The organism is Halpernia sp. (assembly GCF_048269545.1).
In the GTDB taxonomy this organism is placed as follows: domain Bacteria; phylum Bacteroidota; class Bacteroidia; order Flavobacteriales; family Weeksellaceae; genus Halpernia.
The window spans coordinates 77,927-104,079 of sequence record NZ_JBLXIJ010000003.1 but is presented as its reverse complement, the minus strand read 5'-3'; the positions used below and the strand labels follow the sequence as shown (position 1 = coordinate 104,079).

Below are 26,153 nucleotides of genomic sequence, written 5' to 3'. Positions count from 1 at the left end.
GTAGATGGAATTAAAAGAATTGAAAAATGAATGGGTAAATGAATTCCCAAAACCACTCATCATTGCCGGACCTTGCAGCGCAGAAAGTGAATCTCAAATGCTTCAAACGGCAAAAGAACTAAAAGAATCTAATGCAGAAATCCCAGTTTTCCGCGCAGGAATTTGGAAACCACGAACCAAACCAAATGGTTTTGAAGGTGTCGGTGTAATAGGTTTGAATTGGTTAAAAAAAGTAAAAGAAGAATACGGTTTTAAAACTGCGACAGAAGTAGCAAATGCGCATCACGTTTTTGCAGCATTAGAAGCAGATGTCGATATTTTGTGGATTGGGGCACGTTCTACAGTAAACCCATTTACAGTTCAAGAAATTGCAGTTGCACTTCGTGGAACTAAAAAACCAGTTTTTGTAAAAAATCCGGTAAATCCAGATTTAGCTTTATGGATCGGTGCTATGGAAAGACTTCTCGGACAAGGCGTAGAAAATTTAGGAGCAATTCACCGTGGTTTTTCAACTTATCAAAAAACAAAATATAGAAATATTCCAAACTGGCAAATTGCTTTGGATTTCCGCCATCAGTTTCCAAATATCCCGATGATTGTAGATCCGTCGCATATTTGTGGAAACAGAACGGGACTTGCAGCAATTACGCAAGAAGCTTTAAATGTGGGTTATCAAGGTGCAATGATTGAAAGTCATTTTTCACCGGACGAAGCGTGGAGCGATGCTTCACAGCAAATTACACCAGCCGTTTTAGCAGAATTAATTTCCAATCTAAAAATTAGAAATTCTGATATTTCTAAAATGGATGATGAAATGACACGTCACAGAACTTTAATTAGCGATATTGATTTCCAATTAATTGATATTTTATCTCAAAGAATGAAAGTTTCTGAGAAAATCGGAACTTTAAAAAAGGAAAATAATATTGCGATTTTTCAACCAGATCGATGGAAAATTATCACTGAATATGCTTCTCAAAAAGCCGAAGAAACTGGAATGAGCAGTGAATTTATTGAAAAAGTTTTTAAAGCAATTCACGAAGAATCGATTGAAGTACAGAATAGTATCATGATAAATAAATAATTTGATGACATTCAAAATTCTTAATTCTGATAATTTAGAAGAGTTCAAAAATTCTATAAATTTTGAATTATTAAATAGAATGGAAGAACTTGAGAATCGTGAAATTTCTTTTGATTATTTTAAAACAAACCATGCAATTTCCTCGGTTTTTTCGTTAAAAATAGAAGGTGAGAAAATCGAATTAGACAGTTTTTTTAAGCATAAATTTTTAAATATAAATTTTCTGCCGGATCACACAAAAAGAGCAGACGACTTATTTAACGCTTATGAATTCATGCAAAGCAATACTTTGAATTACAAAAACTTTCTGAAAAGTCATTCTATTTTAAGTCAAAATATTTTACCAGTTTCGAATAGGGGAAAAGTGAGAAAAAATCAAATGTTCATCATCAATAATGAAGGAAAAATTGAGTATGTTGCAGCAGATAAAGCATTAGTTGAAAATGAATTTAAAAAATTATTTGATGATATTCATTCATTGATTCCAGAGGATTTATCATTAAAAGAGATTTTCTTTTATGCGTCACAAATTCATTTGGTATTTGTTAAAATTCATCCATTTGAAGATGGAAATGGAAGAAGTGCAAGATTGCTTGAAAAATGGTTTTTAAAAGAATTTTTAGGTAGAAAAGCATTTGCTATTTCATTAGAGAAAAATTATTTTCAAAACCTAAAAAATTATTATTTTAATTTTAAAATAGTAGGTTTAGAATACACAGATCTTGATTATTCTAAATCTCTAGATTTTTTATTGATGACCGTAAATAGTTTAAAATATGACTAAAAAAGGCCTCATTATAAAATCTACCGGAAGTTGGTATCAAGTAAAAGAAGAAAAAACCGGAAACATTTTCGAGGCGCGCATTCGTGGAAAATTTAAATTATTAAAAAGTAGATTAACAAATCCTTTAGCAGTTGGTGATAAAGTAGAATTTCAACTTGAAATTGATGATGTTGCATGGATTACAAAAATTGAACCGCGAAGAAATTATTTAATTCGGAAATCGGTAAATCTTTCCAAAGAATCACATATTATTGCTTCAAACGTAGATATTGCGTGTTTCATTTTTACTTTAAAGCAACCCGAAACTTCTTTGGGATTTCTGGATCGTTTTCTCGCTTGTTGCGAAGCATACAATATTTTACCATTAATTTTATTTTCTAAAATAGATCTTTTATCGGAAATTGAAATTGAGTTGGTTGAACAAATTCAAAAAATATATCAAAATATTGGGTACGAAAGTTTGCTCATTTCTTCAGTTTCGAAATTAAATTTAGAACAATTAATAGAAAAAATTAAAGATAAAACTTCAGTTTTTTTCGGACATTCCGGCAGTGGAAAATCAACTTTAGTTAATGCTTTGCAACCGGGTTTAGATTTAAAAACTGGTTTAATTTCCGAAATTCATCAAAAAGGAAAACACACCACAACCTTTGCACAAATGCATTTCTGGAAATTTGGCGGAAGTGTAATTGATACTCCCGGAGTTCGTGAGTTTGCAATGATAGATGTGGAGAAAGAAGATATTCAACATTATCTCCCAGAAATTTTTAAACTCGGAAGATTGTGTAAATTTCACAATTGTATGCATATTAATGAACCAAAATGCGCGGTTTTACAAGGTTTAGAAGAAGACACTATTGAAGAATCGCGTTATATAACTTATTTAAAATTAATGGAAGAAGCGGAAGAAATGCAGAAAAATTAAGTTTAAAAAACACAAAACCCCAACCGAAGTTGGGGTAAAAACTAATAACCATGAAAACTCAATTAAACATGAGAATCGTGGTGTATATTTCAAATCTTGTGCCAAAAGAATACAATTGAAATTTAGTTTTCATTTTCTGTTATAATTCATTACTTTTGCGCCCAATTAAAAAAATATAAAAATGTCAGGAAAAATCACATTTACAATGATTAAACCAGATGCAGTTGCAGACGGTCATATTGGTGCAATTTTAGGAAAAATATCTGAAGCAGGATTTAAAATTAAAGCTTTAAAATTAACTCAACTTACAGTTGCAGATGCTCAAAAATTTTATGAAGTTCACGCAGAAAGACCTTTTTACGGAGAATTAGTAGATTTTATGTCATCTGGACCAATTGTAGCGGCAATTTTAGAAGGTGATAATGCAGTTGAAAGTTTTAGAACATTGATTGGTGCAACAAACCCTGCAGAAGCAGCGGAAGGAACTATTAGAAAAATGTTTGCAAAATCTATTGGTGAAAATGCAGTTCATGGTTCAGATTCTGATGAAAACGCACAAATTGAAGCGGCATTTCATTTCGCTGGTAAAGAGATTTTTTAAATAAGATTAGAGATTTAAGAGTCAAGATTTAAAACAAAAACCGTGGAATTTTTTTTCTCGGTTTTTTTTATAATTTTCTAAAATCTAAAATCTAAAATCTAAAATCTCATTCTAAATTTTCAAAAGTTCAATCATTTTCGCAGGATCGTCCGCCGAAAATACTGCATTTCCTGCAACTAAAACATCTGCGCCGACTTCGAACAATTTTGAAGCATTTTCAAGATTTACGCCGCCATCAACTTCTATCAAAGCTGTAGAATTATTGGAAATAATTAAATCTTTTGTTTCGGCGATTTTCTTATAAGTGTTTTTAATGAATTTTTGTCCGCCAAAACCTGGGTTTACACTCATCAATAAAACCAAATCTACCATTTCAATAATATCTTCTAACATTAAAACTGGCGTTGCAGGATTTAAAACTACGCCTGCTTTTGCACCAGATTTTTGAATTAATTGTATGGTTCTGTGCAAATGTGTGCAAGCTTCATAATGCACGGAAACCAAATCTGCCCCTTGTGCGACGAATTCTTCCACATATTTTTCTGGCTCTACAATCATCAAATGAACATCAATAAATTTATCAGAATATTCCTTCACCGTTTTCATTACTGGAAATCCGAAAGAAATATTGGGAACAAATCTTCCATCCATCACATCCACGTGAAGCCAATCCGATTGAGATTCATTTAGCATTTTTATATCCCTTTCTAAATTACCAAAATCTGCGGAAAGTAGGGATGGTGAAATTAATTTTGTTTTCATATTTCTAATTTAAACGTAAAACTTTAATTTTTTTTAATTAAAAAATCTAAAATCTAAAATCTAGATTCTAATTAATGATATTTCAAATTCATTTCCGGCGTTATTTTCAACAAAGTTTCATAAATTAATTTTATCACATTTGCGACATCTTCTTTTGAAACCATTTCCACCGTTGTGTGCATATATCTTAAAGGCAAAGAAATCAACGCGCTCGGAACACCTCCGTTGGAATGTGCAAAAGCATCGGTATCTGTTCCTGTGACGCGACTTGACGCTGCTCTTTGATACGGAATTTTTTTATTTTTTGCAGTTTCTACAATAACTTCTCGCAAATTATGATGTACGGTTGGAGCGAAAAATACAACTGGACCATCGCCGCATTTTTGGTCGCCTTCTTTTTTCTTTTCAATCATCGGCGTCGAAGTGTCGTGCGTTACATCCGTGATAATTGCAATATTGGGTTTTATTGAATCCGCAATCATATCTGCGCCGTAAAGTCCAACTTCTTCTTGAACAGAATTCACGATGTATAAACCAAAAGGTAATTTCTTTTTATTTTCTTTTAAAAGACGGGCAACTTCGGCAATCATAAAACCGCCGATTCTATTATCTAAAGCTCTGCAAACGAAATAACGTTCATTTAATTCAAAAAAAGCATCCGGATATGTAATCATACAACCGACATGAATTCCTAAATCTTCAACTTCTTTTTTTGTAATTGCACCACAATCAATAAAAATATTTTCAATTTTTGGTGTTGTTTCTTTCTCTGCACCCATTCTGGTGTGAATTGCAGGCCAACCAAAAACACCTTTTACAATTCCTTTTTCTCCATGAATATTCACAATTTTTGACGGCGCAATTAATTGGTCAGAACCGCCATTTCTGATGACGTAAATTAATCCATCATCTGTGATGTAATTTACATACCAAGAAATTTCATCGGCGTGCGCTTCTATAACTACTTTAAATTCTGCTTCTGGATTAATAACACCGTAAACTGTACCGTAATTATCAATTTCGACTTTGTCTACATATTTCTTTAAATAATTTTTCCAAATTTTCTGACCTTCGTGTTCGTAGCCAGTCGGAGAGGCGACATTTAAGTAATTTTCTAAAAATTTTAATGATTCTTTTTGAAACTGCATTATAAGGAATGATTTTTGCTAATTTGATTTGTTTTAATAGTGGTAAAAGTAATGAATTTTTATAAATTTTTTTTAATAATTTTCTTTTTTGGGAGTATTAATACGATATTTTCACAAGATACGATTGTGTCTAAATCTCTAGATCAATATCCTCCAGAAATGATTAAAATCGATGAATTTGGAAATCGGTATGTAAATGATGAAAGACAGAAAGCAAAAATTTATGAAATAAATGGCGAAACAGTTGTGGTGATGGATGAATTAGCATTATTTGGAAGACCACATTTTAACAATCAATTAGATCAGAATTATTATTATTTTCTCAATAAAAAATTAAGTAGAGTTTACCCATTATTTATCACAGCTTTAGAACAATATGATGATATTCAGCAAGAAATAAAAACGATTGATGCCAATAAAAGGAGAGCTTACATTAAAGATCGACAAAATAAATTGGCCGATGAATATGAATCTAAACTACGAGATTTGACAACTTCTGAAGGCCAAATTTTTGCAAAATTAATGAATCGTGCTACTGGAAAAACAGTTTTTGAAATTATAAAAGAACTTCGCGGTGGATGGAGCGCTTTTTGGTGGAATGTAAAAGGAAATATTGCAGATGTTGATATAAAAGAACCTTATGATCCTCATAGAAACAGAGTGGATGAATTTATAGAAAACCTTTTACAATCTAACTGGAATGCAGGTTATCTGCAACCCTATCCAGGTTACAAAAACTTTAAAGTCAAAAAATAGTAAGTAAATTTAAAAATATTTTTTCTGAAGAAATGTTTTATGGTGATAATTTGATACATTTGAACTTCTAAAAATAATATAATTTCACACATGAAACATTTGAAACTCATCTTGGTTTTTGCTTTTCTTTTAATTTTTAACTTTGGATATTCTTGGGGAACAACCGGTCACAGAGTAGTTGCGCAAATTGCACAAAACCATTTAACTGGAAAAGCAAAACGCCATTTGAAGAAAATTTTCGGGAATGAACCAATGGCTTATTGGGCAAATTGGCCGGATTTTATAAAATCTGATACAACAGGAGTTTGGAAACCAACCTCTTCATGGCATTATATTAATATTGAAAAACAAAATAATTTTAAAGATTTTGATATTGCAATAAAAAGTCAGAAAGCTCCAAATCTTTACACACAAATTCAAATTTTATCCGATCAAATAAAAGATAAAAAAACACCGATTAAAGATAAAAAAATAGCATTAATTTTTTTAATTCATTTGATGGGTGATTTAGCGCAACCGATGCACACAGGCCGATACGATGATTTAGGTGGAAATAAAATTAAACTTAAATTTTTTGGGCAAGACACTAATTTGCATAGTTTATGGGATTCTAAATTGGTAGATTTCACACAATATAGTTATACAGAATTTGCGAATGTCTTGGATGTAAAATCTGATGATGAAGTGAAACAAATTCAATCTGGGTCTTTAGAAGATTGGCTTTATGACAGTCATCAACAAGCGAATCGTATTTATGCTAATTCTGTCGCAGGAAAAAATTATAGTTATGATTATGATTATAAATTTGAATCACTTTTAGAAAGACAATTACTTTACGGTGGTTTAAGATTAGCAAAAGTTTTGAACGATATTTTATAAAAATTGCTCTTGTAATTTTTTGAAAACAATTTTGTCGATAGGCAATTTAAGTGGCTCTCCTTGCGTTTGTAATGGGAGCCATTCTGTTTTTTCTATACAAGGATCGATAATTAAAAATTCACTTTCATCTACAATTTCTGCTAAATAATATAAAGTCATTAGTTGTTCGTTTTCCCTAAAACGTGAAACTATAAAATCTTCCTGCGTATAAAAATGTGTGATATTTTTTATTTTAACATTGAGCTCTTCCAAAAATTCTCTTTGAAGACATTCTAAAACACTTTCTCCATATTCTAAACCGCCACCTGGAAATTTTACTAAAAAATCTCCGGCATATTCTTCATGTAAAACCAAAACTTTCTTGTCTTTAACAACACAAGCATAAACTCTGATATTAAAATTATCAATCATATTTTATTTTCTTGAAAAATTAAAATTAAGAAAAATCTTCGACTTTTAAAACCGCATTTACCATTTCTCGTTTTCCTTCTGGGCCTTTCAATTTTTTCACTTCAAAACCTAAGTTTTGTAAAGCTCTGCGAAAGCTTCCTTTAGAAGAATAAGTTGTTAAGAGTGAATCTTTTTTCATTTTATTTTTTACTTTTTCTAACAAATTGATTTCCCATAAATCGGGTTGAACCCGTGCTCCAAAGCAGTCGAAATAAACTAAATCAATTTCTGGAAGTTCTATATCATTTAATTGATTAAAATCGTTTTGGATTTTTTTAAAATAAAAATTAGGAACTAATTCCACTAATTTATCCCATTCACAAAAATGAATTTTTTTAAATATTTCTTCTAATTTATTTTCTTTAAAAAGTTTAAAATAAGCCAAATTAAGAATTTCACTCTCATTTACGGGATATTTTTCCAAAGTGAAATAATTAATTATATGATTTTTGTCAGTTTTCAAAAATTCATCAATCGTTACCAAAACATTAAGACCTGTGCCAAAACCGAGTTCTAAAATATTAATATCGTAATTTTTTAGCTTTTTTAATCCATTTTCAATAAAGACGTGTTTTGCTTCTTGAAATGCGCCATGTGAGGAATGATAGCTTTCGTTTAATTCTCTGATATATAGGGTATTAGAGCCATCTTCAGTAATTTTGATTTCTCTTTTCATTGTCTTTTTTATCAAATTTAAACTTAAATTTTCATATAAAAAAAATTATATTATATTTGTAAGACATCGAAAAAATAATTAAAATGATAATTCAAAAATCCGAGAATCCGAGAATATCTTCATTTGATCCTGAAAATTTTTCTTTTGGAAATACTTTTATTGATCACATGCTTATTTGTGAATATGAAGACGGAAAATGGGGAGAGCCAAAAATTGTTCCTTATGGTCCATTAGGTTTTTCACCTGCAATGATGGGAGTTAATTACGGACAAGCTTGTTTTGAAGGAATGAAAGCTTATAAAGATGAAAATGATGACGTTTTCTTATTTCGTCCGGAAAAAAATTATTCCAGAATAAATAAATCTGCAACAAGACTTGCGATGCCGGAAGTCCCGAAAGAAGTTTTTATGGAAGGTTTAAAAACTTTGATAGATTTAGATAGAGAATGGATTCCAAAAGGAGAAGGAATGTCTTTATATGTGAGACCACTTATTTTCGCAACTGAAGAAGTTTTGAAAGCAAGAATTTCTAATAAATATATGTTTGCAATTGTTGCAACTCCAGCAAAAAGTTATTATTCAGAACCTGTTTCTGTAAGAATTTCAGATCATTATTCTAGAGCTGCAAACGGTGGAGTTGGTTTTGCAAAAGCTGCGGGTAATTATGCTGCTTCATTTTATCCAACAAAATTGGCCAATGAAGAAGGTTTTGAACAAGTAATTTGGACGGACGATACTTCGCACGAATATTTCGAGGAAAGTGGAACAATGAATGTGTTTTTAAGAATTAATGATACCATTTATACTCCAAAAACATCAGATAAAATTTTAGATGGTGTAACTAGAGACAGCTTTTTAAAATTAGCAGAAAAAAGAAATATTAAAGTAATTGTAGGTGATGTAAAAGTTACAGAAGTTGTAGAAGCTTTTGATAATGGAACTTTGAAAGAAGTTTGGGGAGTTGGAACTGCGGTTGTTACAAGTGTTTTTAAAGCTTTAGGTTATCAAGATAGAATTTTGAATTTGCCAGTTTTATCTGACGAAGAAAGTTTTGCTATTTCTTTGAAAAAAGATTTAACGGATATTCAAACCAACAAAGCGGAAGATCCTTTTGGTTGGAGATTTAAAGTGGAAAAAAACGTCTTAGAAAAAGCTTAACTTTAATAAAACTTAAACTATAGAAACCGAGAAAATTTTCTCGGTTTTTTCTTTTTTAAAGTTCAACAAAAATGCTTAATTTCGCAGAAGTTTTTATGAAAAATATTATCATTCTTTTGACGTTTTGTTTAATTTCTTGTTCTAAAAATTCACAAGTTCATCCGCCAGTTGGTGGACTTTTGAGTCAGAAGGATTTAGAGATTTCTCGTAATAGAAGTCGAGATTTAAATCAAAATGAACGCAATCAAATTAAAAGTTGGATTCAAAATCAAAATGAAAAATTTTATCCAATGGCGATGAATTATTGGGTGAACAAAGAAGATTTAATTTCTAAACCCAAAAAATTAGATGGGACTTCTGTAAGTTATCAATACGATATTTATGATTTTGATAATGTGAAATTATATCCAGAATCTGTGATAAAAAAAAATGTGCAGTTGGGAAAATTTGAAGATTTAAAAGCGGTTGAAAATGTGGTAAGATATTTAAAATCAGGAGAAGAAGCCACACTTTTAGTCCCTTCTGTTTTAGCTTTCGGAACCTATGGTGATAATAAAAAAATCCCGAGCGATTTGCCTGTAATTATAAAAATAAAAGTTTTTTAATAATTTAAATTTTAAATAAAAAAATTAATTATGTATAAAAAATTATTAAGTTATTCAATCCTATTATTAACACTTATAAATTGTAAAACATTGAGTATAGACAAAGACACTTACAACGGACTTCAAGACGGTATTTATGCCAATTTCAAAACCTCTAAAGGTGAAATGCTGGTAAAATTAGAAGATAAAAAATCTCCAGTTACGGTTGCTAATTTTGTAGGTTTAGCAGAAGGAAAAATTGAAAATAAAGCAAAAAAGAAGGGAGAACCATTTTATGACGGAACTATTTTTCACCGTGTGATTAAAGATTTTATGATTCAAGGTGGTGATCCGCAAGGAACTGGAATGGGCGATCCTGGATATAAATTTGATGATGAAAAAAATGATTTGCAACACACAGGAAAAGGAATACTTTCTATGGCGAATTCTGGACCAAATACAAACGGTTCTCAGTTTTTCATTACGGAAGTTGCAACGCCTTGGTTAAATGGAAAACATACTATTTTCGGTCATGTTATAAAAGGTGAAGCCACAATTGATTCTATTGCAAACGTGCAAAAAGGGCCGCAAGATAAACCTGTAGTTCCAGTGGTTTTAGAAAAAGTTTCTATTATTACTAAAGGAAATGATTATAAACATTATGACGCAGCAAAAATTTTCAATGAAGGAAAATTTAAAATTCAAGAAAATAATAAAGTTTATTTAGAGAAAGCCGCTGCAGAAAAATTAAAAAAGGAAGAAGAATTTAAAGCAAATCAAGTAAAAATGGTAGAAGAATTAAAAGCAGGAATGCAAAAAACAGACTCTGGTCTTTATTATAAAATTACAAAAACAACTGAAGGAAAAGCGCCAAAATCAGGTGACATGGTTTCTGTACATTATGCAGGAAAATTAGTGGACGGAACTGAATTTGATTCCTCTTTTAAACGCGGAGAACCAATCGAATTTAACGTTGGAGTTGGACAAGTAATCAAAGGTTGGGACGAAGGAATCATGTTATTAAAAGAAGGCGAAACTGCGACTTTATTAATTCCATCAGATTTAGGTTACGGCGCAAGAGGTGCAGGTGGCGTAATTCCACCAAATACATGGTTAGTTTTTGATGTAGAACTTGTGAAAGTTCCGTAATAAAAATTAAAATATTTATTTTAAAATCGCTTTCAATTTTTGGAAGCGATTTTTTTATTTATTTAAAATTTCTCACCACAAATTTTACAAAATCTTGCATTTTTATCATTTTCCTCATTTCCACAACGTTCACAAGAAATTCCACTTTTTGCTTGCTTCCGAAATTGAGAAGTTACAATTCCAGTCGGAACTGCAATAATGCTATAACCACAAAGCATTACGATAATCGATAAAAATTTTCCGCCTGCAGTTGCGGGTGAAACATCGCCATAACCGACAGTTGTAATTGTTACAACCGCCCAATAAATGGATTGTGGAATACTACTAAAACCATTTTTCCCATCTTCAATCACATACATGCAAGAACCAATAATGATGATGAATATTACCAAAAACAGAAGAAAAATATAAATTTTTCGGCTACTTTCTTTTAAAGCTTTTACGATGAAAATTCCATCTTGTTGATAATCCGCAAGATTAAATATTCTAAAAATCCGAAGCATTCGAAGCATTCTTATAATCACGAAAAAATGCAAAACAGGAAATATTAAACTTAAATAAAATGGTGCAATCGCCAAAAAATCAATAATTCCCATTCCACTAAAAATGTAAGCTTTTTTATTTCGGATGGATAAAATCCGCAGAGCATATTCTAGTGTAAATAAAATAGTAATGACGAACTGTATTTCATAAAAAATGTGATTGTATTTCACATTAATCAAACTTACAGTTTCCATCATTGCTAAAGCGGTACTGATTAAAATTAATAGCAATAAAATAACATCAAAAATTTTCCCGGCTTTTGTATCCGCATAATAAATGATACGGTAGATTTTTTTTAAAGCGGGATTTTTCTCCGGTAAATAATTATATTCTGGTCGAACAGGTCTCATTCAATTAAAATTAAAAACAAATTAATATCTTCGTGAAAATTACGTAATTAAAATGAAATCGCTTATTGCAAATTTTTAGAAATTGATTTTAAATTTTCTGCGATTGCATTTAATCAAAAAGATGATAAAAACAAATGAATGTAAATGAAGTTTCAAAAGAATTGGCAAATCTTTTCCCTTTGCAAGAAGCGGAAGATTTTGATAATGTCGGATTACTTTGCGGAAATCCAGAGCGTGAAGTTTCTGGAATTTTAATTTGTCATGATGCTTTGGAAATTGTTGTAGATGAAGCCATTTCGAAAAATGTGAATGTTATTGTGGCGTTTCATCCCATTATTTTTTCTGGTTTAAAATCTATTACGGGTAAAAATTATGTAGAAAAGGCAGTTTTAAAAGCTGTTGAAAATAAAATTGCGATTTATGCAATTCACACTTCGTTTGACAATGATTATTTTGGAGTTAATTTTAAAATCTGTGAAACTTTAGGTTTAAAAAACCAGAAGATTTTAATGCCAAAAAAAAGTTCTTTAAAGCAATTACAAGTTTATGTCCCGAAAGAATATTCTGAAAATTTAAAAGAAGCATTATTTAAAGCAGGTGCAGGAAATATTGGTTTTTATGATGAATGCAGTTTTAAAATTTCTGGCGATGGAACGTTCCGACCAATAGAAGGTTCAAATCCTTTTTCTGGAAATTTAAATGAAAGAAAAAACACAAGTGAAGATTTAATTTCTGTCATATTTGAAAGTTATAAATTAAGTAAAATTCTTGCTGTGATGAAAAATTCTCATCCATACGAAGAAGTGGCGCATCAAATTATTAATTTAGAAAATGAAAATCAATATTCTGGTTTAGGAAGATTTGGTGAGTTTGAAAATGAAATAGAATCTGGAGATTTTTTAAATTTAGTTAAAGAAAAATTTAATTTAAAAATTATTAAACACAGCAAAACTTTAAATAAAAAAATCAAAAGAGTGGCAGTTTTAGGCGGAAGTGGCGCTTCAGGAATTTCTGCAGCAATGAAAAATAATTGTGACGCTTATTTAACTGGTGATTTAAAATACCATGATTTCTTCTCTGTAGAAGATAAAATGCTTTTGTGCGATATTGGTCATTTTGAATCTGAGCAATTTATTGTGCAACAATTATTTGAAAAATTATCACAAAAATTTAGTACCTTTGCAATCTTAAAATCTGTGGAAGATACAAACCCCGTAAAATATTTCTTTTAAAAATATGGCTAAGAAAAATATCGAAATTTCAGTAGAAGAAAAACTAAGAGCGCTTTATGATTTGCAAATTATAGACTCACGTCTTGATGAAATAAGAAATACAAGAGGTGAATTGCCGATTGAAGTGGAAGATTTAGAGATAGAAATTGAAGGTCTTGAAAAAAGATCTGAAAAATTTACCACTGAAATTAAAGAGCAAAATGACGAAATTAATAACAAAAAAGAATTAATGAGTCACGCTGCTTCTTTAATAGAAAAATACAAAACGCAACAAGATAATGTTCGTAACAACAAAGAATTTGAATCTTTATCCAAAGAAATTGAATTTCAAGAATTGGAAATCCAGTTGGCGGATAAAAGAATGAAAGAATTTGATGCTAAAATTTCTCACAAAAAAGAAACTTTAGATGAACTAAAAACAAAAATTGGAGAATTAAAATCTCATCTTGGTTACAAAAAAGATGAATTGGAAACTTTGGTTGCAGAAACTCAAAAAGAAGAAGAATTTTTATTAAAAAAATCTGAAGAATTTTCTAAGAAAATAGACCAAAGATTGTTGGCTTCTTACCAAAGAATTCGCAATGGTTCTAAAACTGGTTTAGCTGTTGTAGGTTTAGAAAGAGGTGCGCCAAAAGGTTCATTTTTCACATTGCCACCACAGAAACAAATGGAAATTGCGCAACGTAAAAAAATTATTATTGATGAGCATTCTGGTAAAATTTTGGTAGATGACGAAATGGTAAATGAAGAAAATGAAAAAATGAAAAACGTTATTAAATTTTAATTTAAACTTAAAATATAAAAAAAACGTCCCGAATCTCGGGACGTTTTTTTTGAAAAAAATCTTATTTTTTACTTGTTGTTTCGGGAGTTACTTTAAAATATTTTCTCAGTTTCCAAGCCATTTTTTCATGTTCCTGAATTAAGCCTGTTAAGAAATCTGCAGAACCCACATCTTTAAATTTTTCTTCACATTGATCAATAAAATCACGTTGTGATTTAATAATACTTTCATGTCATAATATTTTATTTTTTTAAGTTATTTATTTTTTACGTTTAAACTTCCTTCAATTCCATCAGAATTATCTGTTTTTTTACCAGAAATTGCAGCGGTGACAAAACTTAACATGGTTACTAATTTTCCAGCTTTCGTATCCCAATAATAAGTTTCATCGGGTGTTACTCGGATAATACTTACATTTGGATCTTCTTTTCCATCAAACCAAGCATTTGCTAAAGGTGACCATTTTTCTTCAATTGTAGATTTATCTTTATAAATAAAAGCTTTTCCAAAAACTGATTTATATTCAGAATTACTTTTATTCATAAAAAATAACTGAACTTTATTATCATCTTTTATTTCAAAATTCTTGTTGCTTTGATCTCCACTTATAAACCAAAGATTACCTTCTTTGTCGGTTTCTTGCAAGCTCATCGGTCTTGCGGTAATTGGTAATTTGCTTAAATCTGTACAGAACATGCAAATTCTTGCACTTTCAGATAAGTCTTTTAATTTTTCTATTGCTTTTGTTTGGTTTAAATTTTCCTTTGACATAATACATTTTTTTCGTTTATATTTTTTCGTTTCCATTGGCGCACCAAAAGATTGCATTTTCCAAATCTTCTGCAGGAAAAGTTTCATATTCACCGGGCATTATAACGCTTAAAATTTCAGTTATATTCCGAATTCCTACTTTATCTGTTACAATTGCAATTCTATTCCAATTGGTTAAATTTTTAATTCCAATAGCTGCGTCTTCTACCATTGCACCGAGCGAAAAATCTCCTAAACTAGAATCTAAATAAAGAAGAAAATTCAATTCATCAAATTCATTCAGTTTTGCTTTTATTTGGGGAATCACACAGTTTTCATAATCTTCTTTTGTTATTTTTCCACTTGCTTTAAATGCAACAATATTATCGGGAGTTTGTGGTAAATTGGTAATCATAATTTTTAATTTTAATCTTTTTTTGAAGCGTCAAGTTTTTATCTATTATCACTTTGGTTTCCCGCTATTCGTTCTATCTTTTTTCTCTTGTCTTGTGACAAGTTAAAAAAGGATGCCACTTCTATCGGGGCTAAAAAGATCTTTTACTTTTTATGTATATTCAATTATTGCACCACAGAAATTATTTTTCTCTTTATTGGTGTTAAAATTTTCTTAAAATATTTTTTTAGTAAGTAATCCTTTTAAAGGCGCAATAATTGCTAACATTTTTTAAAATATATTTTATGGATTTAAAATCAAACGAACCCTTCTGGTTGGTAAAAAACGGGATTATCGATTCTTATCCTTCATTAAAAGAAGATATAGAATGTGAAGTTTTAATCGTAGGAAGCGGAATTACAGGAAGTCTTTTAGCTTACCAAATGATAGAAGAAGGTTACAAAACGGTTTTAATAGATAAAAGAGAAATATGCAATGGAAGTTCATCTGCGACAACTTCAATGTTACAATATGAAATAGATGTTCCTTTATTTGAATTACAGCAACAAATTGGTAGAAAAGGCGCAGATTTAGCCTATAAAGCTTGTTCAAAATCCATTGATGATTTAGAAAATATTTGTTTAAAAATAAACTCAGAAGCAGGATTTACTAGAAAAAAATCACTTTATTTTGCTGCTAAAAAGAAAGATGTTTCTTGGTTAAAAAAAGAATTTGAAGCGAGAAAAGAAGTGGGTTTTTCCGTGAAATGGTTAGAACCAAAACAAATTTTAGATAAATATAATTTAAAAAACACCTTAGGTGGAATTCTTTCAACGCAAGGCGCAAGTGTAGATGCATTTAAATTAGCGCATGAATTATTAAAATACAGTTCCCAAAAAGGGTTGAAAATTTTTGATAAAACAGAATTGAAAACGGTGAAATCTAAAAATGATTTTAACGAAGTTACTACAACACAAAATGTTAAAATCAGTGCAAAAAAAATAATTTATTGTGTGGGTTATGAAAGTACAATTCTAATAAAAGAAAATTTCGTGAATTTGAAAAGTACTTATGCGATGGTAAGTGAAGTTAATCCTGAAAATTTAAAAAAAATAGACGACACTCTTTTTTGGAATACCGATTCTCCATACATTTATATGCGAACAACCGAAGACGGAAGATTATTAATCGGCGGAGGAGATGAAGATTTCAAAGATCCAAAAAAGCGAGATAGATTATTGGGTAAAAAAGAAAAAGAAGTTTTAAAAGTATTAAAGAAAATTCAACCAAACTATCAGTTTTACACAGATTTCACTTGGGCAGGAACTTTCGGAGAAACAAAAGACGGTTTGCCTTACATCGGTGAACATAAAAAATTTCCTAATTCTTTTTTTGTTTTAGGTTTTGGCGGAAATGGAATAACATTTTCAGTCACCGGAATGGAAATGGCTTCAGCTTATTTAAAAAATAAAAAACATCCACTCGCAGAATATTTTAAATTCGGAAGATAAATAATTAATTTTTATGAATCTCATAAAATTTACAAATAAAGGCATTTATTGCATTCCCGGAAAATTTTATCTAGATCCATGGCGACCTGTAGATTTAGCGGTAATAACGCATGGCCACGGTGATCACGCAAAATGGGGAATGAAAAAATATATTTGTCATCATTTTACCAAACCAATTTTAAAAATTAGAATTGGTGAAGATATTAATTGCGAGAGCGTTGGATATAATGAACAAATTACGATTAACTGCGTAAAAGTGAGTTTTCATCCCGCCGGACACATAGTTGGTTCTTCCCAAATCCGCATGGAATATAAAGGTTATGTCACCGTTTTTACCGGCGATTATAAAGTTCAAGACGATGGAATTTCTACTCCTTTTGAATTGGTGAAATGCAACGAGTTTATTACGGAAAGTACTTTTGGTTTGCCGATTTATAATTGGTTAACTCCACAACAATATGCAGAACAAATGCAGAATTGGGTTTCTTTGAATAAAAGTCAGGATAAAATTTCAACCTTCATTGGTTATTCTTTAGGCAAAGCACAAAGGATAATGAAATCAGTAGAAGGCGCTGGTAAAATCTACGTTCATAGTTCTATCGGAAGATTAAATGAAGCCATTGAAAGTTGTGGCATCAAACTTCCAGAGTATGAAATTTTAGATTTTCACGATGACATTAAAAAAGTAAAAGGCGAAATTGTAATTGTTCCGCCGGCTTTATCAGATTCCAATATGATCCGAAAAATTCCGAATCGGGCAACTGCTTTTTGTTCCGGCTGGATGCAAGTTCGTGGTTCAAGACGTTGGAAATCTGCCGATGCAGGTTTTGCTATTTCCGATCACGCAGATTGGAATGGTTTAATTGATACAATAAAAGCAACTGGCGCAGAAAAAGTTCATGTCACTCACGGACAAATTGCTGTTTTTACAAAATATTTAAATGAAATCGGCATCAACGCTTTTGAAGTAAAAACGCATTTCGGCGACGAAGAAGAAAGTTCAACGGAAACTACTAAAGGAGAAGAAATATGAAACACTTCGCTGAACTCATAAACGCAGTAGAAAGCAGTAATAAAACCACCGCAAAAGTGGATGCAATTGTGCGCTATTTAGAAATTGCAGATGAAAATGACAAACTTTGGTTTCTCGCTTTATTTACTGGAAAACGCCCGAAAAGACCAGTTAATTCAAATTTTTTAAAAGAATGGGCTTATGAAATCACCGGAATTCCGGAATGGCTTTTTATGGAAAGTTATTCTTCCGTGGGCGATTTGGGCGAAACAATTTCTTTAATTTTACCTGCACCCGAGGAATTAATTGAAAAACCATTGCACCAATGGATGCAGGAATTGTTAGATTTAAAAGCAAAATCCGACGAAGAAAAAAAAGAATATGTTTTAGAAAGTTGGAACGGTTTAGATTATACAGAACGCTTTATTTTCAATAAATTAATTGGCGGCAGTTTCAGAATTGGTGTTTCAAAAAAGATTTTAATAAATTCATTAGCCAAATATTCGGGAATTGAAAGCAGCACTTTGATGCATTCAATAATGGGAAAATGGGAAGTTGCAAATACCATTTTTTCAGAATTAATTTCCGGCGAAAATATTAATCCAGACAATTCTAAACCATATCCATTTTGTCTTGCTTATCCAATTGAAAAAACCGTCGAAGAATTGGGCGATATCAATGATTGGCAAGCGGAATACAAATGGGACGGGATCCGCGGACAATTTATCAAAAGAAATGACGAAGTTTTTATCTGGTCGCGCGGTGAAGAATTGGTAAATGATCAGTTTCCCGAATTGGTTTCGGCGTTTTTAGAAATGGACGGTGATTTTGTTTTGGATGGGGAAATTTTAGCCGTTTTAGATGATCAGGTTTTAAATTTTTCTGTGTTGCAACAACGTTTAAACCGAAAAACAATTTCCGCAAAAATGATGAAAGAAATTCCAATTCAAACTTTTGTTTACGACATTCTCGAGATTGACGGAAAAGATCTGCGTGATTTAGATTTGGTTGAACGTCGTTTGATTTTAGAAAATTTAATTGAAAGCAATATTGTAGAAAATATAAAAATTCCCGATTTGGTAATTTGCAAAGATTGGGAAGATTTAGCAAAAGCAAGAGAAACCTCACGTGATAATAATTCCGAAGGTTTAATGCTCAAACAAAAATCTTCAAAATACCATTCCGGAAGAAAAAAAGGCGATTGGTGGAAATGGAAAGTTGACCCGTTAACAATTGATGCGGTCTTAATTTATGCCCAAAAAGGAAGTGGAAGACGAAGTGGTTTTTACACTGATTATACTTTTGCCGTTAAAAAAGACGACCAATTAGTGACAATTGCAAAAGCCTATTCTGGTTTAACGGATAAAGAAATAATGGAAGTAAGTCGTTTTGTAACAAAAAATTCTTTGGAGAAATTTGGTCCAGTCAGAACGGTAAAACCCGAACTCGTTTTCGAAATTGCTTTTGAAGGAATCGGTTTTAGTAAAAGGCACAAAAGTGGCGTTGCGCTTCGTTTTCCGAGAATTGTAAGATGGCGACGCGAGAAAAAAGTAGATGAAATTGACGATATTGAAGAAGTGAAAAAACTAATTACTTAATGACAGATTTTCAAAATTCCGAAGGTTATAAAATCATCCAAAACTGGTTGGCTGAAAAATCATTTTCGCCATTTGAATTTCAATTGAAAACCTGGGATAAATACAACCGAGGCTATTCCGGAATGGTGATTTCACCAACTGGTTTTGGTAAAACTTTTTCGGTTTTTCTGGCAATTATTACTGATTATCTCAACAATCCCAAACAATATAAAGATGGTTTAAAATTGCTTTGGATTTCGCCGCTTCGCGCTTTGGCAAAAGATATTGCAAAAACAATGACAGACGCCATTTCTGAAATTGGTTTGGACTGGACAGTCGGAGTTCGAAATGGTGACACGCCTCTTTCAGAAAAAGCCAAACAAGTGAAAAAAATGCCGGATATTTTGCTGGTAACGCCAGAAACTTTACACTTACTTTTAGCCCAGAAAAATCACCAGCGTTATTTTAAAAATTTAAAATGTGTCGCTGTTGATGAATGGCACGAACTTTTAGGAAGTAAACGCGGCGTTTTAGTCGAGTTGGGAATTAGCAGATTATTTTCTTATCAAAAAAAATTAAAAATCTGGGGAATCACCGCAACAATCGGGAATTTAGATGAAGCGCTGGAAGTTTTAATTCCTTATGATTTAAAGAAAACAAAAATCGTCGCCAAAGAAAAAAAGAAAATCGATATTATTCCGGTTTTTCCGGATGAGGTTGAAATTTTACCTTGGGCAGGACATTTGGGTGGAAAATTAGTGGACAAAGTGGTGCCCATTATTTTGGAAAGTAAAACCACCATAGTTTTTACAAATACCAGAAGTCAGGCGGAAATGTGGTATCAATTGCTATTAAGTTATTATCCGGATTTTGCCGGACAAATCGCCATTCACCACAGTTCTATTGATAAAGATTTACGGATTTGGATTGAAGAAAATTTAAGTTCCGGTTATTTGAAAGCGGTCGTTTCAACGTCTTCTTTGGATTTAGGTGTTGATTTTAAACCTGTGGATACCGTAATTCAAGTCGGTTCCGCGAAAGGCGTTGCAAGATTTTTACAACGGGCGGGTAGAAGTGGACATTCGCCGTTTGAGACTTCAAAAGTTTATTTCGTTCCCACGCATTCTTTGGAATTAATTGAAGTTGCCGCGTTAAAAGAAGCCGTAAAACAAAACGTGATTGAGCCCAGAATTCCGATGGTAATGACTTTTGATGTTTTGGTGCAATATCTCGTTACTTTGGCGGTTGGCGAAGGTTTTGAACCTGTGGAAACTTTTAAACAAATTAAGAAAACTTTTGCTTTCAGTTTAATTACTGATGAAGAATGGAATTCGCTTTTACAGTTTATAACCGTTGGCGGCGGCGCTTTTAAAAATTATGAAGAATTCCATAAAGTGGTGATTGAAGATGGAATTTATAAAGTAACGAGCCGCAGAATTGCGATGCTTCACCGGATGAATATCGGCGTAATTGTGAGTGATGCAATGATGAAAGTAAAATTTATCAGTGGCGGTTATGTGGGAATGATCGAAGAATATTTCATCACAAAACTAAATAAAGACGATAAATTTATTTTGGCGGGTCGCGTTTTGGAAGTAGTTCACATTAAAGAAATGACGGTTTACGTAAAAGGCGGAAAAGGAAAAGCGCGCGTTCCCAGTTATCTCGGTGGAAGATTACCAATGAGTTCATATTTGGGGCAATTTTTACGTTTAAAATTATCAGATTCTTTGACGGCAAAAACTTCAGAAAAAGAACTTACTTTTCTCCATCCACTTTTGGTAAGTCAAAGCGAACGTTCTTTAATTCCGAAAAAAGATGAATTTTTGGTGGAATCTATTCACACGCGAGAAGGTTATCATTTATTTATGTATCCGTTTGAAGGCCGGTTAATTCATGAAGTGATGTCGGCTTTGATGGCTTTTCGTTTGAGTAAATTTGAGCAGTTATCGTTTTCAATGGCGATGAATGATTACGGTTTTGAATTATTTTCCGCGAAAGAAATCCCGATTGATGACGGTATTTTAGCAGAAATTTTAAGCAAAGACAATTTAATTCAGGATGTTTTAAGTTCAATTAATGCGACGGAAATGGCGCGAAGAAAATTTCGTGATATTGCCGTGATTTCCGGAATGGTGATCCAAACTTATCCCGGACAACAAAAAAGTAACAAAAGTTTGCAATCTTCCGCAGGTTTGGCTTTTAATGTTTTGGGCGACTATAATCCCGAAAATTTACTTTATAAACAGGCCTTCACAGAGGTTTTTAACCAACAGATTGATGAAGCGAGATTGTATGAGGCTTTTGAAAGAATCGAAAATTCAAAAATTATCCTCAAATTTGCAAACGCTTTCACGCCGTTGAGTTTCCCCATAAAAGTGGACAGTTTGCGGCAATCTATGAGTAATGAAGATTTGAGCGATAGAATTCGACGTTTGCAGGAAGCGTCAATGAAAAAGAAATTTAAGAAAGGAAAATGATCGAGGTTTTAGAGAAGAAAATTGAAAATGAAATTTTAATATTTACAAATTTACGTGCGGTTTTTTGGAAAAGGGAAAACGCATTAATCATAAGCGATTTGCACGTCGGCAAAGCCGCTCATTTCAGAAAAAATGGCATTGCAATGCCGACCGATATTTTGCAAAAGGATTTAGAAAACCTTGAGAAACTTTTAGATTTTTTTGATGTTCATCATTTATTGATTGTAGGCGATTTATTTCACGCAGGAAAAAACTCTGAACTGTATATTTTTTGCGAATGGCGAAAACAGTTTTCTCATCTAAAAATTACTTTGATAAAAGGCAATCACGATAGAATTAAAAAAGAATTTTATTGTGATAACTGTATTGATTTAATTGAGAATAAATTAGAAATTCCTCCTTTTACTTTTATCCACGAACCTAAAATTCAAGAAGAACAATTTACTATTTCAGGTCACATTCATCCGGGCGTGATTGTGGGAAACAGAAAAGAAAGTGTAAAAATGCCGTGTTTTTCTTATTCGAAAAACCAGTTGATTTTGCCGGCTTTTAGTGAATTTACTGGTTTAGATACGAAAACCTTGAAGCGAAATTTTAAAGCAATTGCATTTACAAAAGGTCTAATTTTTGAAGTTTAAATTTAAAATAAAAAACAATGAAAAGTTTCAGTAGAATAGCACTTGGTTTAGGCTTAAGCGCTGCCGCAATATTTTTATTAAATTCTTGCGCGATTGGTTTACCAAAAGGTGCGGAAGCCGTTACGAATTTTAATGTTAATAAATATGTTGGTAAATGGTTTGAAATTGCAAGATTAGATTATCGTTTTGAGAAAAATCTAGATCATGTTACTGCGACCTATTTTACAATCGGAAATGGCGATTTGAAAGTAGATAATCGTGGTTTCGATTATAAGAAAAATAAGTGGAAAGATGCTTTTGGGATTGCAAAATTCGCAAAATCTCCAGATATTGGTGAGTTGAAAGTATCTTTTTTCAGACCATTTTGGGCATCGTACAACGTAATTGATATTGATGAAAATTATAAATATGCTTTAGTTATTGGGAAGAATACAGATTATATGTGGATTTTGTCGCGTTATGAAACTATTCCCGATTCTTACAAACAGCGCTTTTTAGCCAAAGCAAAATCTTTGGGTTTTAAAACTGAGGATTTGATTTGGGTAAATCAAGATATTAAGTATTAAAATAATTGAAATTACTTTAATTTAAATTTTTTTATATTTTTTATTCCAAATTTTAATACTCAAATAAATGAAAGCAGCGCTCATAACCATTGGTGATGAAATTTTATCCGGAAATACAGTCGATACCAATTCCACTTTTATAGCAGAACAACTGAAAAATATCGGTATCAAAACCGTGCAGATCTTTACCATTTCCGACGAGATTGAAATCATAAAAAAAACCTTGGAACTCGCTTTTGAAATGTCTGATCTGGTCATTACAACCGGCGGTTTAGGGCCGACAAAAGATGATAAAACCAAGACTGCTTTTAAAGAATATTTCAATGACGAACTGGTTTTGGATGCGACCACTTTCGAGCATTTAACGCAGTTATTTATAAAAAGAAAACGCGAACATTTACTGGAAATCAATAAAGACCAAGCCGTAGTTTTATCGAAAGCCTTTATATTTCAAAATTTTAATGGAACGGCGCCGTGTCAAATGGTGGAAGAAAATGGCAAGATTGCGATTTGTTTGCCTGGCGTTCCGTATGAGGTGAAACCTTTTATCAAAAACCAAATCGTGCCGTTTTTGCAGACGAAATTTCAATTACCTTTTATAGAATCCCGCATTATTTCTGTGGTAAATTACCCAGAAAGTTTGCTGGCAAATGATATTGAAAACTGGGAATTAAATTTACCAAAACATATTTCACTTTCTTATCTTCCTGTTGGAAATCGCGTGAAATTGCGTTTAACCGCGAGTGGGGAAAATCAGGAAAAATTATTAAAAGATTTGGAAACTGAAGTTCAGAAAGCAGTTTCAATCATTGGCGACCGCGTAATTGCGACCAACGAAGATAAAATTGAGCAAATTCTGCAGAATCTTTTAATTGAAAAAAAACTGAGCATTTCAACCGCAGAAAGTTGCACTGGTGGAGAATTAGCGCGGCTAATAACTTCTATTCCGGGTGTTTCACGTTATTTTTTAGGCGGCATAATTCCTTATGAAACTGAAAAGAAAATTCATATTTTAGGAATTAATAAAAATTTAGTAGAAAAATTCACCGTCGTAAGTGAAGAGGTTGCCGCAGAAATGGCAGAGAAATGTCAAGAATTATTTAAAACTGATATTGCGCTTTCAACAACTGGCGTTGCAGGACCAAATAAAGGTGAAGATGGAAAAGACGTGGGAACGGTTTTTTATTCAATTAGAATTAATAATAAAACTGAAAATTTTAAATTATTTCTGCCACATTTGGATCGGGAAGATTTTGTGAAATTTGTATCGCAGAAAGTGGTGCAGGAATTGGTGACTTTGCTAGTTAAAGAGAAATGATTATTGACTCGGAGATTTAGCAGATGACGCAGATTGATGCTATTTTAAATCTGCCAAATCAGTAAAATCTGCGAGAATATTTATTTTAGTATTTGGTGAAAACCTTTACTGCTTAGATTCCTACGGAATGACAGAAATACTTTTAAAAAATATCGAAGTATCGATAATTAAACAAAAGGAAATTAATTTTCCAAATCTTCCTCTTCATTTTCCTGAAACTTTTTATCGTCAAAATTTAAATTATCCAATGCTAAAAGTTCAGATTCTCGTTCTAAAGCGTCTTTGGTCGTAAAAGTGAAATCATCAGATATTTTAGATTTGGCTAATTTTCGCGTCACTTCTTTATCAATTAAAGTAAATCTTTTTGCCATTCGTCTTGCTGCATATTTTCTCATTCCAGTATTTTGCAAAATATCAACCGCCATATTTACGGCAGTTCCCAAAGTTTCGCGGTAAATATTTTCAATTCCATTATTAATAAAGGTAAATGCATCATTTCTGTTTTTTGCACGAACAAATATTTTTAAATTAGGAAAGTTTTCTTTTGCCATTTCAGAAATATAAAGGTTGTCTTCTGGTTTATCCAAACACAAAACTAAAATATCGGCGTGTTCTGCACCTGCAGTTTTCAGCATTTGCAAACGCCGTGCATCGCCGTAGTAAACTTTAAATCCATATTCCCGTAAAATTCGAACTCTATTAGAATCGTGATCTAAAATTGTGGGTTTTAATTTATTGGCGCGTAATAATCTTCCAACTGTAGAACCAAAATGTCCAAATCCTACGATAATTATTTTCCGTTGCTCAATGTCTTGATGTAATGAATCTTCTTCCTTGTCTTCTGATAATTTAATATTAAAATTAGGTGCGATAAATCTTTCATTTAAAATTAATAAAAATGGAGTTGCAAACATGGTGATTGCCACAACAGCCAACATTTGGGAATGGAAAACTGGCTCTACCAAATATAAATTTGAGGAATAATTTAGTAAAACAAAAGCAAATTCACCAACTTGTGACAAAGCAAATGCGTAAAGAAAATTCTGATCGTTTGTCATTTTATGAAATTTTCCTATCCCAAAAAGCACTATGAATTTCACTATTAAAACCGCGGCTGCTGTTCCAAAAATAAATATTGGATCTTGGATAATGACATTGAAATTAATTGTAGAACCGACGCTTACAAAAAAGACGGCTAAAAGTAAACTTTTAAATGGATCAATATGACTTTCCAATTCGTGTCGAAATTCACTATTCGCGAGCATTACACCCGCAATAAATGCTCCTAAAGCTGGACTCAATCCAACCACAATCATTAATTCTGAAACACCTAAAACTAAAAATAGAGAAGAAGCGGTTAAAAGTTCATTCATCCCCGATTTTGAAACATATCTTAAAAATGGAACAAAAACATAGCGACCTAAAATTATTAAAATTACAACTCCTAAAATTACAGAAAAAGATTGCACCCATTCTGGAAATCTTTGTAAAAATAAGGTCCCAACTGTTTCTTCTTTTGGTTTATAATTGGCAATGATTGGTAATAAAGCCAAAATTGGAATTACAGCAATATCCTGTAAAAGTAACGTGGAAAATGAAGCTTCGCCTGCAACAGTATTGAAAATATTTTTTTCCTGTAAAGTCTGTAAAACAATTGCGGTGGAAGAAAGTGAAAAGCAAATAGCGATTGTTATGGCTTGATCAGTGCGCCAATTTGCCCAGCTAAAAATTGCGAAAAGTAAAACCGTTGTTAATACAACTTGAGCTAATCCTAAACCAACTATTTTCTTTCGCATTCCCCAAAACTTTTTGGGTTCTAATTCTAAACCAACCAAAAATAAAAGCATAACTACACCAAATTCTGTAGCATGCATTATATTATCGGCTTCATTTCCAGTTAATTTTAATACAAATGGTCCGATAATAATTCCACCTAAAATATAACCGACAACAGAACTTAAACCCAATTTCCTTACCAACGGAACCATGATAATTGCCGCGCCAAGAAAAATTAGCGTTGTCATTGCAAAAGAGGATTCCATT

General features: G+C 31.8%; 27 protein-coding genes. 18 read left to right on the top strand and 9 right to left on the bottom strand.

Annotated features, from left to right (window positions below):
- The first annotated feature begins 4 nt into the window (after positions 1–4).
- The 4 genes from ACN0WB_RS06225 to ACN0WB_RS06210 all read left to right on the top strand — a co-directional run bounded on the left by ACN0WB_RS06225 (position 5) and on the right by ACN0WB_RS06210 (position 3,394).
- Positions 5–1,084, top strand: coding sequence for a chorismate mutase (locus tag ACN0WB_RS06225; protein ID WP_417429942.1), 1,080 nt, complete (start codon positions 5–7; stop codon positions 1,082–1,084).
- A 4-nt stretch (positions 1,085–1,088) separates the two neighbouring features.
- Positions 1,089–1,868: a Fic family protein gene (locus ACN0WB_RS06220; RefSeq protein WP_417429940.1), complete on the top strand. Its 780-nt coding sequence runs from the start codon at positions 1,089–1,091 to the stop codon at positions 1,866–1,868.
- Positions 1,861–2,793, top strand: a complete 933-nt coding sequence (rsgA, locus tag ACN0WB_RS06215) for a ribosome small subunit-dependent GTPase A (RefSeq protein WP_417429938.1) — start codon at positions 1,861–1,863, stop codon at positions 2,791–2,793. Before ACN0WB_RS06220 ends, rsgA begins: the two co-directional genes overlap by 8 nt.
- Positions 2,794–2,974: 181 nt before the next feature.
- Positions 2,975–3,394, top strand: a complete 420-nt coding sequence (locus ACN0WB_RS06210) for a nucleoside-diphosphate kinase (RefSeq protein WP_417429937.1) — start codon at positions 2,975–2,977, stop codon at positions 3,392–3,394.
- A 111-nt stretch (positions 3,395–3,505) separates the two neighbouring features.
- On the opposite strand, the gene rpe is transcribed toward ACN0WB_RS06210, so the two are convergent.
- Both rpe and ACN0WB_RS06200 read right to left on the bottom strand, forming a co-directional pair.
- Positions 3,506–4,156, bottom strand: a complete 651-nt coding sequence (gene rpe / locus ACN0WB_RS06205) for a ribulose-phosphate 3-epimerase (protein ID WP_417429935.1) — start codon at positions 4,154–4,156, stop codon at positions 3,506–3,508.
- Between the two features lie 71 nt (positions 4,157–4,227).
- Positions 4,228–5,304 (bottom strand): M42 family metallopeptidase, encoded by a 1,077-nt coding sequence (locus tag ACN0WB_RS06200; protein WP_417429933.1) that lies wholly within the window; start codon positions 5,302–5,304, stop codon positions 4,228–4,230.
- A gap of 51 nt (positions 5,305–5,355) precedes the next feature.
- Here ACN0WB_RS06200 and ACN0WB_RS06195 point away from each other — a divergent pair, with 51 nt between their 5' ends.
- Together ACN0WB_RS06195 and ACN0WB_RS06190 are read left to right on the top strand one after the other, a co-directional pair.
- Positions 5,356–6,060, top strand: coding sequence for a DUF4294 domain-containing protein (locus tag ACN0WB_RS06195; RefSeq protein WP_417429931.1), 705 nt, complete (start codon positions 5,356–5,358; stop codon positions 6,058–6,060).
- Between the two features lie 90 nt (positions 6,061–6,150).
- Entirely contained in the window at positions 6,151–6,939 is a 789-nt protein-coding gene (locus ACN0WB_RS06190; RefSeq protein WP_417429929.1) for a S1/P1 nuclease, read from the top strand.
- On the opposite strand, the gene ACN0WB_RS06185 is transcribed toward ACN0WB_RS06190, so the two are convergent.
- A complete protein-coding gene (locus ACN0WB_RS06185) occupies positions 6,934–7,350 on the bottom strand; it encodes an NUDIX domain-containing protein (RefSeq protein ID WP_417429927.1) in 417 nt (138 codons plus the stop codon). The genes ACN0WB_RS06190 and ACN0WB_RS06185 overlap by 6 nt on opposite strands.
- Positions 7,351–7,375: 25 nt before the next feature.
- Positions 7,376–8,065 carry a tRNA (5-methylaminomethyl-2-thiouridine)(34)-methyltransferase MnmD gene (gene mnmD, locus ACN0WB_RS06180; RefSeq protein ID WP_417429925.1) on the bottom strand — a complete coding sequence of 230 codons (690 nt, stop codon included), beginning with the start codon at positions 8,063–8,065 and terminating at the stop codon, positions 7,376–7,378.
- 83 nt (positions 8,066–8,148) lie between these two features.
- On the opposite strand from mnmD, the gene ACN0WB_RS06175 reads away from it, so the two are divergent.
- The 3 genes from ACN0WB_RS06175 (at position 8,149) to ACN0WB_RS06165 (ending at position 10,955) form a co-directional block, all read left to right on the top strand.
- Complete coding sequence (locus ACN0WB_RS06175) at positions 8,149–9,222, top strand: branched-chain amino acid aminotransferase (protein WP_417429923.1); 1,074 nt, start codon at positions 8,149–8,151, stop codon at positions 9,220–9,222.
- A 71-nt stretch (positions 9,223–9,293) separates the two neighbouring features.
- A complete protein-coding gene (locus ACN0WB_RS06170; RefSeq protein ID WP_417429921.1) occupies positions 9,294–9,827 on the top strand; it encodes an FKBP-type peptidyl-prolyl cis-trans isomerase in 534 nt (177 codons plus the stop codon).
- Positions 9,828–9,857: 30 nt separating this feature from the next.
- A complete protein-coding gene (locus ACN0WB_RS06165; protein ID WP_417429919.1) occupies positions 9,858–10,955 on the top strand; it encodes a peptidylprolyl isomerase in 1,098 nt (365 codons plus the stop codon).
- 62 nt (positions 10,956–11,017) lie between these two features.
- Here the strand turns inward: ACN0WB_RS06165 and ACN0WB_RS06160 are convergent, their stop codons facing one another.
- Positions 11,018–11,848, bottom strand: coding sequence for an ion transporter (locus ACN0WB_RS06160; RefSeq protein ID WP_417429917.1), 831 nt, complete (start codon positions 11,846–11,848; stop codon positions 11,018–11,020).
- Positions 11,849–11,982: 134 nt separating this feature from the next.
- Here ACN0WB_RS06160 and ACN0WB_RS06155 point away from each other — a divergent pair, with 134 nt between their 5' ends.
- Both ACN0WB_RS06155 and ACN0WB_RS06150 read left to right on the top strand, forming a co-directional pair.
- Positions 11,983–13,080 carry a Nif3-like dinuclear metal center hexameric protein gene (locus ACN0WB_RS06155; protein WP_417429915.1) on the top strand — a complete coding sequence of 366 codons (1,098 nt, stop codon included), beginning with the start codon at positions 11,983–11,985 and terminating at the stop codon, positions 13,078–13,080.
- 4 nt (positions 13,081–13,084) lie between these two features.
- Positions 13,085–13,864, top strand: coding sequence for a zinc ribbon domain-containing protein (locus ACN0WB_RS06150; protein WP_417429913.1), 780 nt, complete (start codon positions 13,085–13,087; stop codon positions 13,862–13,864).
- A 61-nt stretch (positions 13,865–13,925) separates the two neighbouring features.
- Here ACN0WB_RS06150 and ACN0WB_RS06145 read toward each other — a convergent pair whose 3' ends face one another.
- From ACN0WB_RS06145 to ACN0WB_RS06135, 3 genes are read right to left on the bottom strand one after another with little or no spacing between them, the layout of a single operon-like run.
- Complete coding sequence (locus ACN0WB_RS06145; RefSeq protein WP_417430101.1) at positions 13,926–14,084, bottom strand: ferritin-like domain-containing protein; 159 nt, start codon at positions 14,082–14,084, stop codon at positions 13,926–13,928.
- 35 nt (positions 14,085–14,119) lie between these two features.
- On the bottom strand, positions 14,120–14,635 hold the full coding sequence (locus ACN0WB_RS06140) for a pyridoxamine 5'-phosphate oxidase family protein (RefSeq protein WP_417429911.1): 516 nt from the start codon (positions 14,633–14,635) through the stop codon (positions 14,120–14,122).
- Between the two features lie 16 nt (positions 14,636–14,651).
- Positions 14,652–15,029 (bottom strand): STAS/SEC14 domain-containing protein, encoded by a 378-nt coding sequence (locus ACN0WB_RS06135; RefSeq protein ID WP_417429909.1) that lies wholly within the window; start codon positions 15,027–15,029, stop codon positions 14,652–14,654.
- Between the two features lie 284 nt (positions 15,030–15,313).
- Here ACN0WB_RS06135 and ACN0WB_RS06130 point away from each other — a divergent pair, with 284 nt between their 5' ends.
- The 7 genes from ACN0WB_RS06130 (at position 15,314) to ACN0WB_RS06100 (ending at position 24,110) form a co-directional block, all read left to right on the top strand.
- Entirely contained in the window at positions 15,314–16,519 is a 1,206-nt protein-coding gene (locus ACN0WB_RS06130) for an NAD(P)/FAD-dependent oxidoreductase (RefSeq protein WP_417429908.1), read from the top strand.
- A gap of 13 nt (positions 16,520–16,532) precedes the next feature.
- Positions 16,533–17,552 (top strand): ligase-associated DNA damage response exonuclease, encoded by a 1,020-nt coding sequence (locus tag ACN0WB_RS06125; protein ID WP_417429906.1) that lies wholly within the window; start codon positions 16,533–16,535, stop codon positions 17,550–17,552.
- Positions 17,549–19,129 (top strand): ATP-dependent DNA ligase, encoded by a 1,581-nt coding sequence (locus tag ACN0WB_RS06120; protein ID WP_417429904.1) that lies wholly within the window; start codon positions 17,549–17,551, stop codon positions 19,127–19,129. Before ACN0WB_RS06125 ends, ACN0WB_RS06120 begins: the two co-directional genes overlap by 4 nt.
- Complete coding sequence (locus ACN0WB_RS06115) at positions 19,129–21,588, top strand: ligase-associated DNA damage response DEXH box helicase (RefSeq protein WP_417429902.1); 2,460 nt, start codon at positions 19,129–19,131, stop codon at positions 21,586–21,588. The genes ACN0WB_RS06120 and ACN0WB_RS06115 overlap by 1 nt, the downstream gene beginning before the upstream one ends.
- The gene (pdeM, locus tag ACN0WB_RS06110) at positions 21,585–22,226 is read left to right on the top strand and encodes a ligase-associated DNA damage response endonuclease PdeM (RefSeq protein ID WP_417429900.1); all 642 of its coding nucleotides are present in this window, start codon (positions 21,585–21,587) and stop codon (positions 22,224–22,226) included. The genes ACN0WB_RS06115 and pdeM overlap by 4 nt, the downstream gene beginning before the upstream one ends.
- A 17-nt stretch (positions 22,227–22,243) precedes the next feature.
- Complete coding sequence (locus ACN0WB_RS06105) at positions 22,244–22,792, top strand: lipocalin family protein (RefSeq protein ID WP_417429898.1); 549 nt, start codon at positions 22,244–22,246, stop codon at positions 22,790–22,792.
- Between the two features lie 67 nt (positions 22,793–22,859).
- Complete coding sequence (locus ACN0WB_RS06100; RefSeq protein WP_417429896.1) at positions 22,860–24,110, top strand: CinA family nicotinamide mononucleotide deamidase-related protein; 1,251 nt, start codon at positions 22,860–22,862, stop codon at positions 24,108–24,110.
- Between the two features lie 182 nt (positions 24,111–24,292).
- Here the strand turns inward: ACN0WB_RS06100 and ACN0WB_RS06095 are convergent, their stop codons facing one another.
- Positions 24,293–26,152 carry a monovalent cation:proton antiporter-2 (CPA2) family protein gene (locus ACN0WB_RS06095; RefSeq protein ID WP_417429894.1) on the bottom strand — a complete coding sequence of 620 codons (1,860 nt, stop codon included), beginning with the start codon at positions 26,150–26,152 and terminating at the stop codon, positions 24,293–24,295.
- Position 26,153: the final 1 nt, after the last annotated feature.

Bases quoted from the DNA above. Each gene is read 5' to 3' on its own strand.
- ACN0WB_RS06195 (WP_417429931.1), top strand. From the start codon at position 5,356: ATGAATTTTTATAAATTTTTTTTAATAATTTTCTTTTTTGGGAGTATT.
- ACN0WB_RS06220 (WP_417429940.1), top strand. From the start codon at position 1,089: ATGACATTCAAAATTCTTAATTCTGATAATTTAGAAGAGTTCAAAAAT.
- rpe (WP_417429935.1), bottom strand. From the start codon at position 4,156: ATGAAAACAAAATTAATTTCACCATCCCTACTTTCCGCAGATTTTGGT.
- ACN0WB_RS06210 (WP_417429937.1), top strand. From the start codon at position 2,975: ATGTCAGGAAAAATCACATTTACAATGATTAAACCAGATGCAGTTGCA.
- ACN0WB_RS06185 (WP_417429927.1), bottom strand. From the start codon at position 7,350: ATGATTGATAATTTTAATATCAGAGTTTATGCTTGTGTTGTTAAAGAC.
- ACN0WB_RS06125 (WP_417429906.1), top strand. From the start codon at position 16,533: ATGAATCTCATAAAATTTACAAATAAAGGCATTTATTGCATTCCCGGA.
- ACN0WB_RS06100 (WP_417429896.1), top strand. From the start codon at position 22,860: ATGAAAGCAGCGCTCATAACCATTGGTGATGAAATTTTATCCGGAAAT.
- ACN0WB_RS06225 (WP_417429942.1), top strand. From the start codon at position 5: ATGGAATTAAAAGAATTGAAAAATGAATGGGTAAATGAATTCCCAAAA.
- ACN0WB_RS06105 (WP_417429898.1), top strand. From the start codon at position 22,244: ATGAAAAGTTTCAGTAGAATAGCACTTGGTTTAGGCTTAAGCGCTGCC.
- ACN0WB_RS06150 (WP_417429913.1), top strand. From the start codon at position 13,085: ATGGCTAAGAAAAATATCGAAATTTCAGTAGAAGAAAAACTAAGAGCG.
- ACN0WB_RS06130 (WP_417429908.1), top strand. From the start codon at position 15,314: ATGGATTTAAAATCAAACGAACCCTTCTGGTTGGTAAAAAACGGGATT.
- ACN0WB_RS06120 (WP_417429904.1), top strand. From the start codon at position 17,549: ATGAAACACTTCGCTGAACTCATAAACGCAGTAGAAAGCAGTAATAAA.
- rsgA (WP_417429938.1), top strand. From the start codon at position 1,861: ATGACTAAAAAAGGCCTCATTATAAAATCTACCGGAAGTTGGTATCAA.
- ACN0WB_RS06160 (WP_417429917.1), bottom strand. From the start codon at position 11,848: ATGAGACCTGTTCGACCAGAATATAATTATTTACCGGAGAAAAATCCC.
- ACN0WB_RS06095 (WP_417429894.1), bottom strand. From the start codon at position 26,152: ATGGAATCCTCTTTTGCAATGACAACGCTAATTTTTCTTGGCGCGGCA.
- pdeM (WP_417429900.1), top strand. From the start codon at position 21,585: ATGATCGAGGTTTTAGAGAAGAAAATTGAAAATGAAATTTTAATATTT.
- mnmD (WP_417429925.1), bottom strand. From the start codon at position 8,065: ATGAAAAGAGAAATCAAAATTACTGAAGATGGCTCTAATACCCTATAT.
- ACN0WB_RS06200 (WP_417429933.1), bottom strand. From the start codon at position 5,304: ATGCAGTTTCAAAAAGAATCATTAAAATTTTTAGAAAATTACTTAAAT.
- ACN0WB_RS06165 (WP_417429919.1), top strand. From the start codon at position 9,858: ATGTATAAAAAATTATTAAGTTATTCAATCCTATTATTAACACTTATA.
- ACN0WB_RS06190 (WP_417429929.1), top strand. From the start codon at position 6,151: ATGAAACATTTGAAACTCATCTTGGTTTTTGCTTTTCTTTTAATTTTT.
- ACN0WB_RS06155 (WP_417429915.1), top strand. From the start codon at position 11,983: ATGAATGTAAATGAAGTTTCAAAAGAATTGGCAAATCTTTTCCCTTTG.
- ACN0WB_RS06140 (WP_417429911.1), bottom strand. From the start codon at position 14,635: ATGTCAAAGGAAAATTTAAACCAAACAAAAGCAATAGAAAAATTAAAA.
- ACN0WB_RS06135 (WP_417429909.1), bottom strand. From the start codon at position 15,029: ATGATTACCAATTTACCACAAACTCCCGATAATATTGTTGCATTTAAA.
- ACN0WB_RS06175 (WP_417429923.1), top strand. From the start codon at position 8,149: ATGATAATTCAAAAATCCGAGAATCCGAGAATATCTTCATTTGATCCT.
- ACN0WB_RS06170 (WP_417429921.1), top strand. From the start codon at position 9,294: ATGCTTAATTTCGCAGAAGTTTTTATGAAAAATATTATCATTCTTTTG.
- ACN0WB_RS06115 (WP_417429902.1), top strand. From the start codon at position 19,129: ATGACAGATTTTCAAAATTCCGAAGGTTATAAAATCATCCAAAACTGG.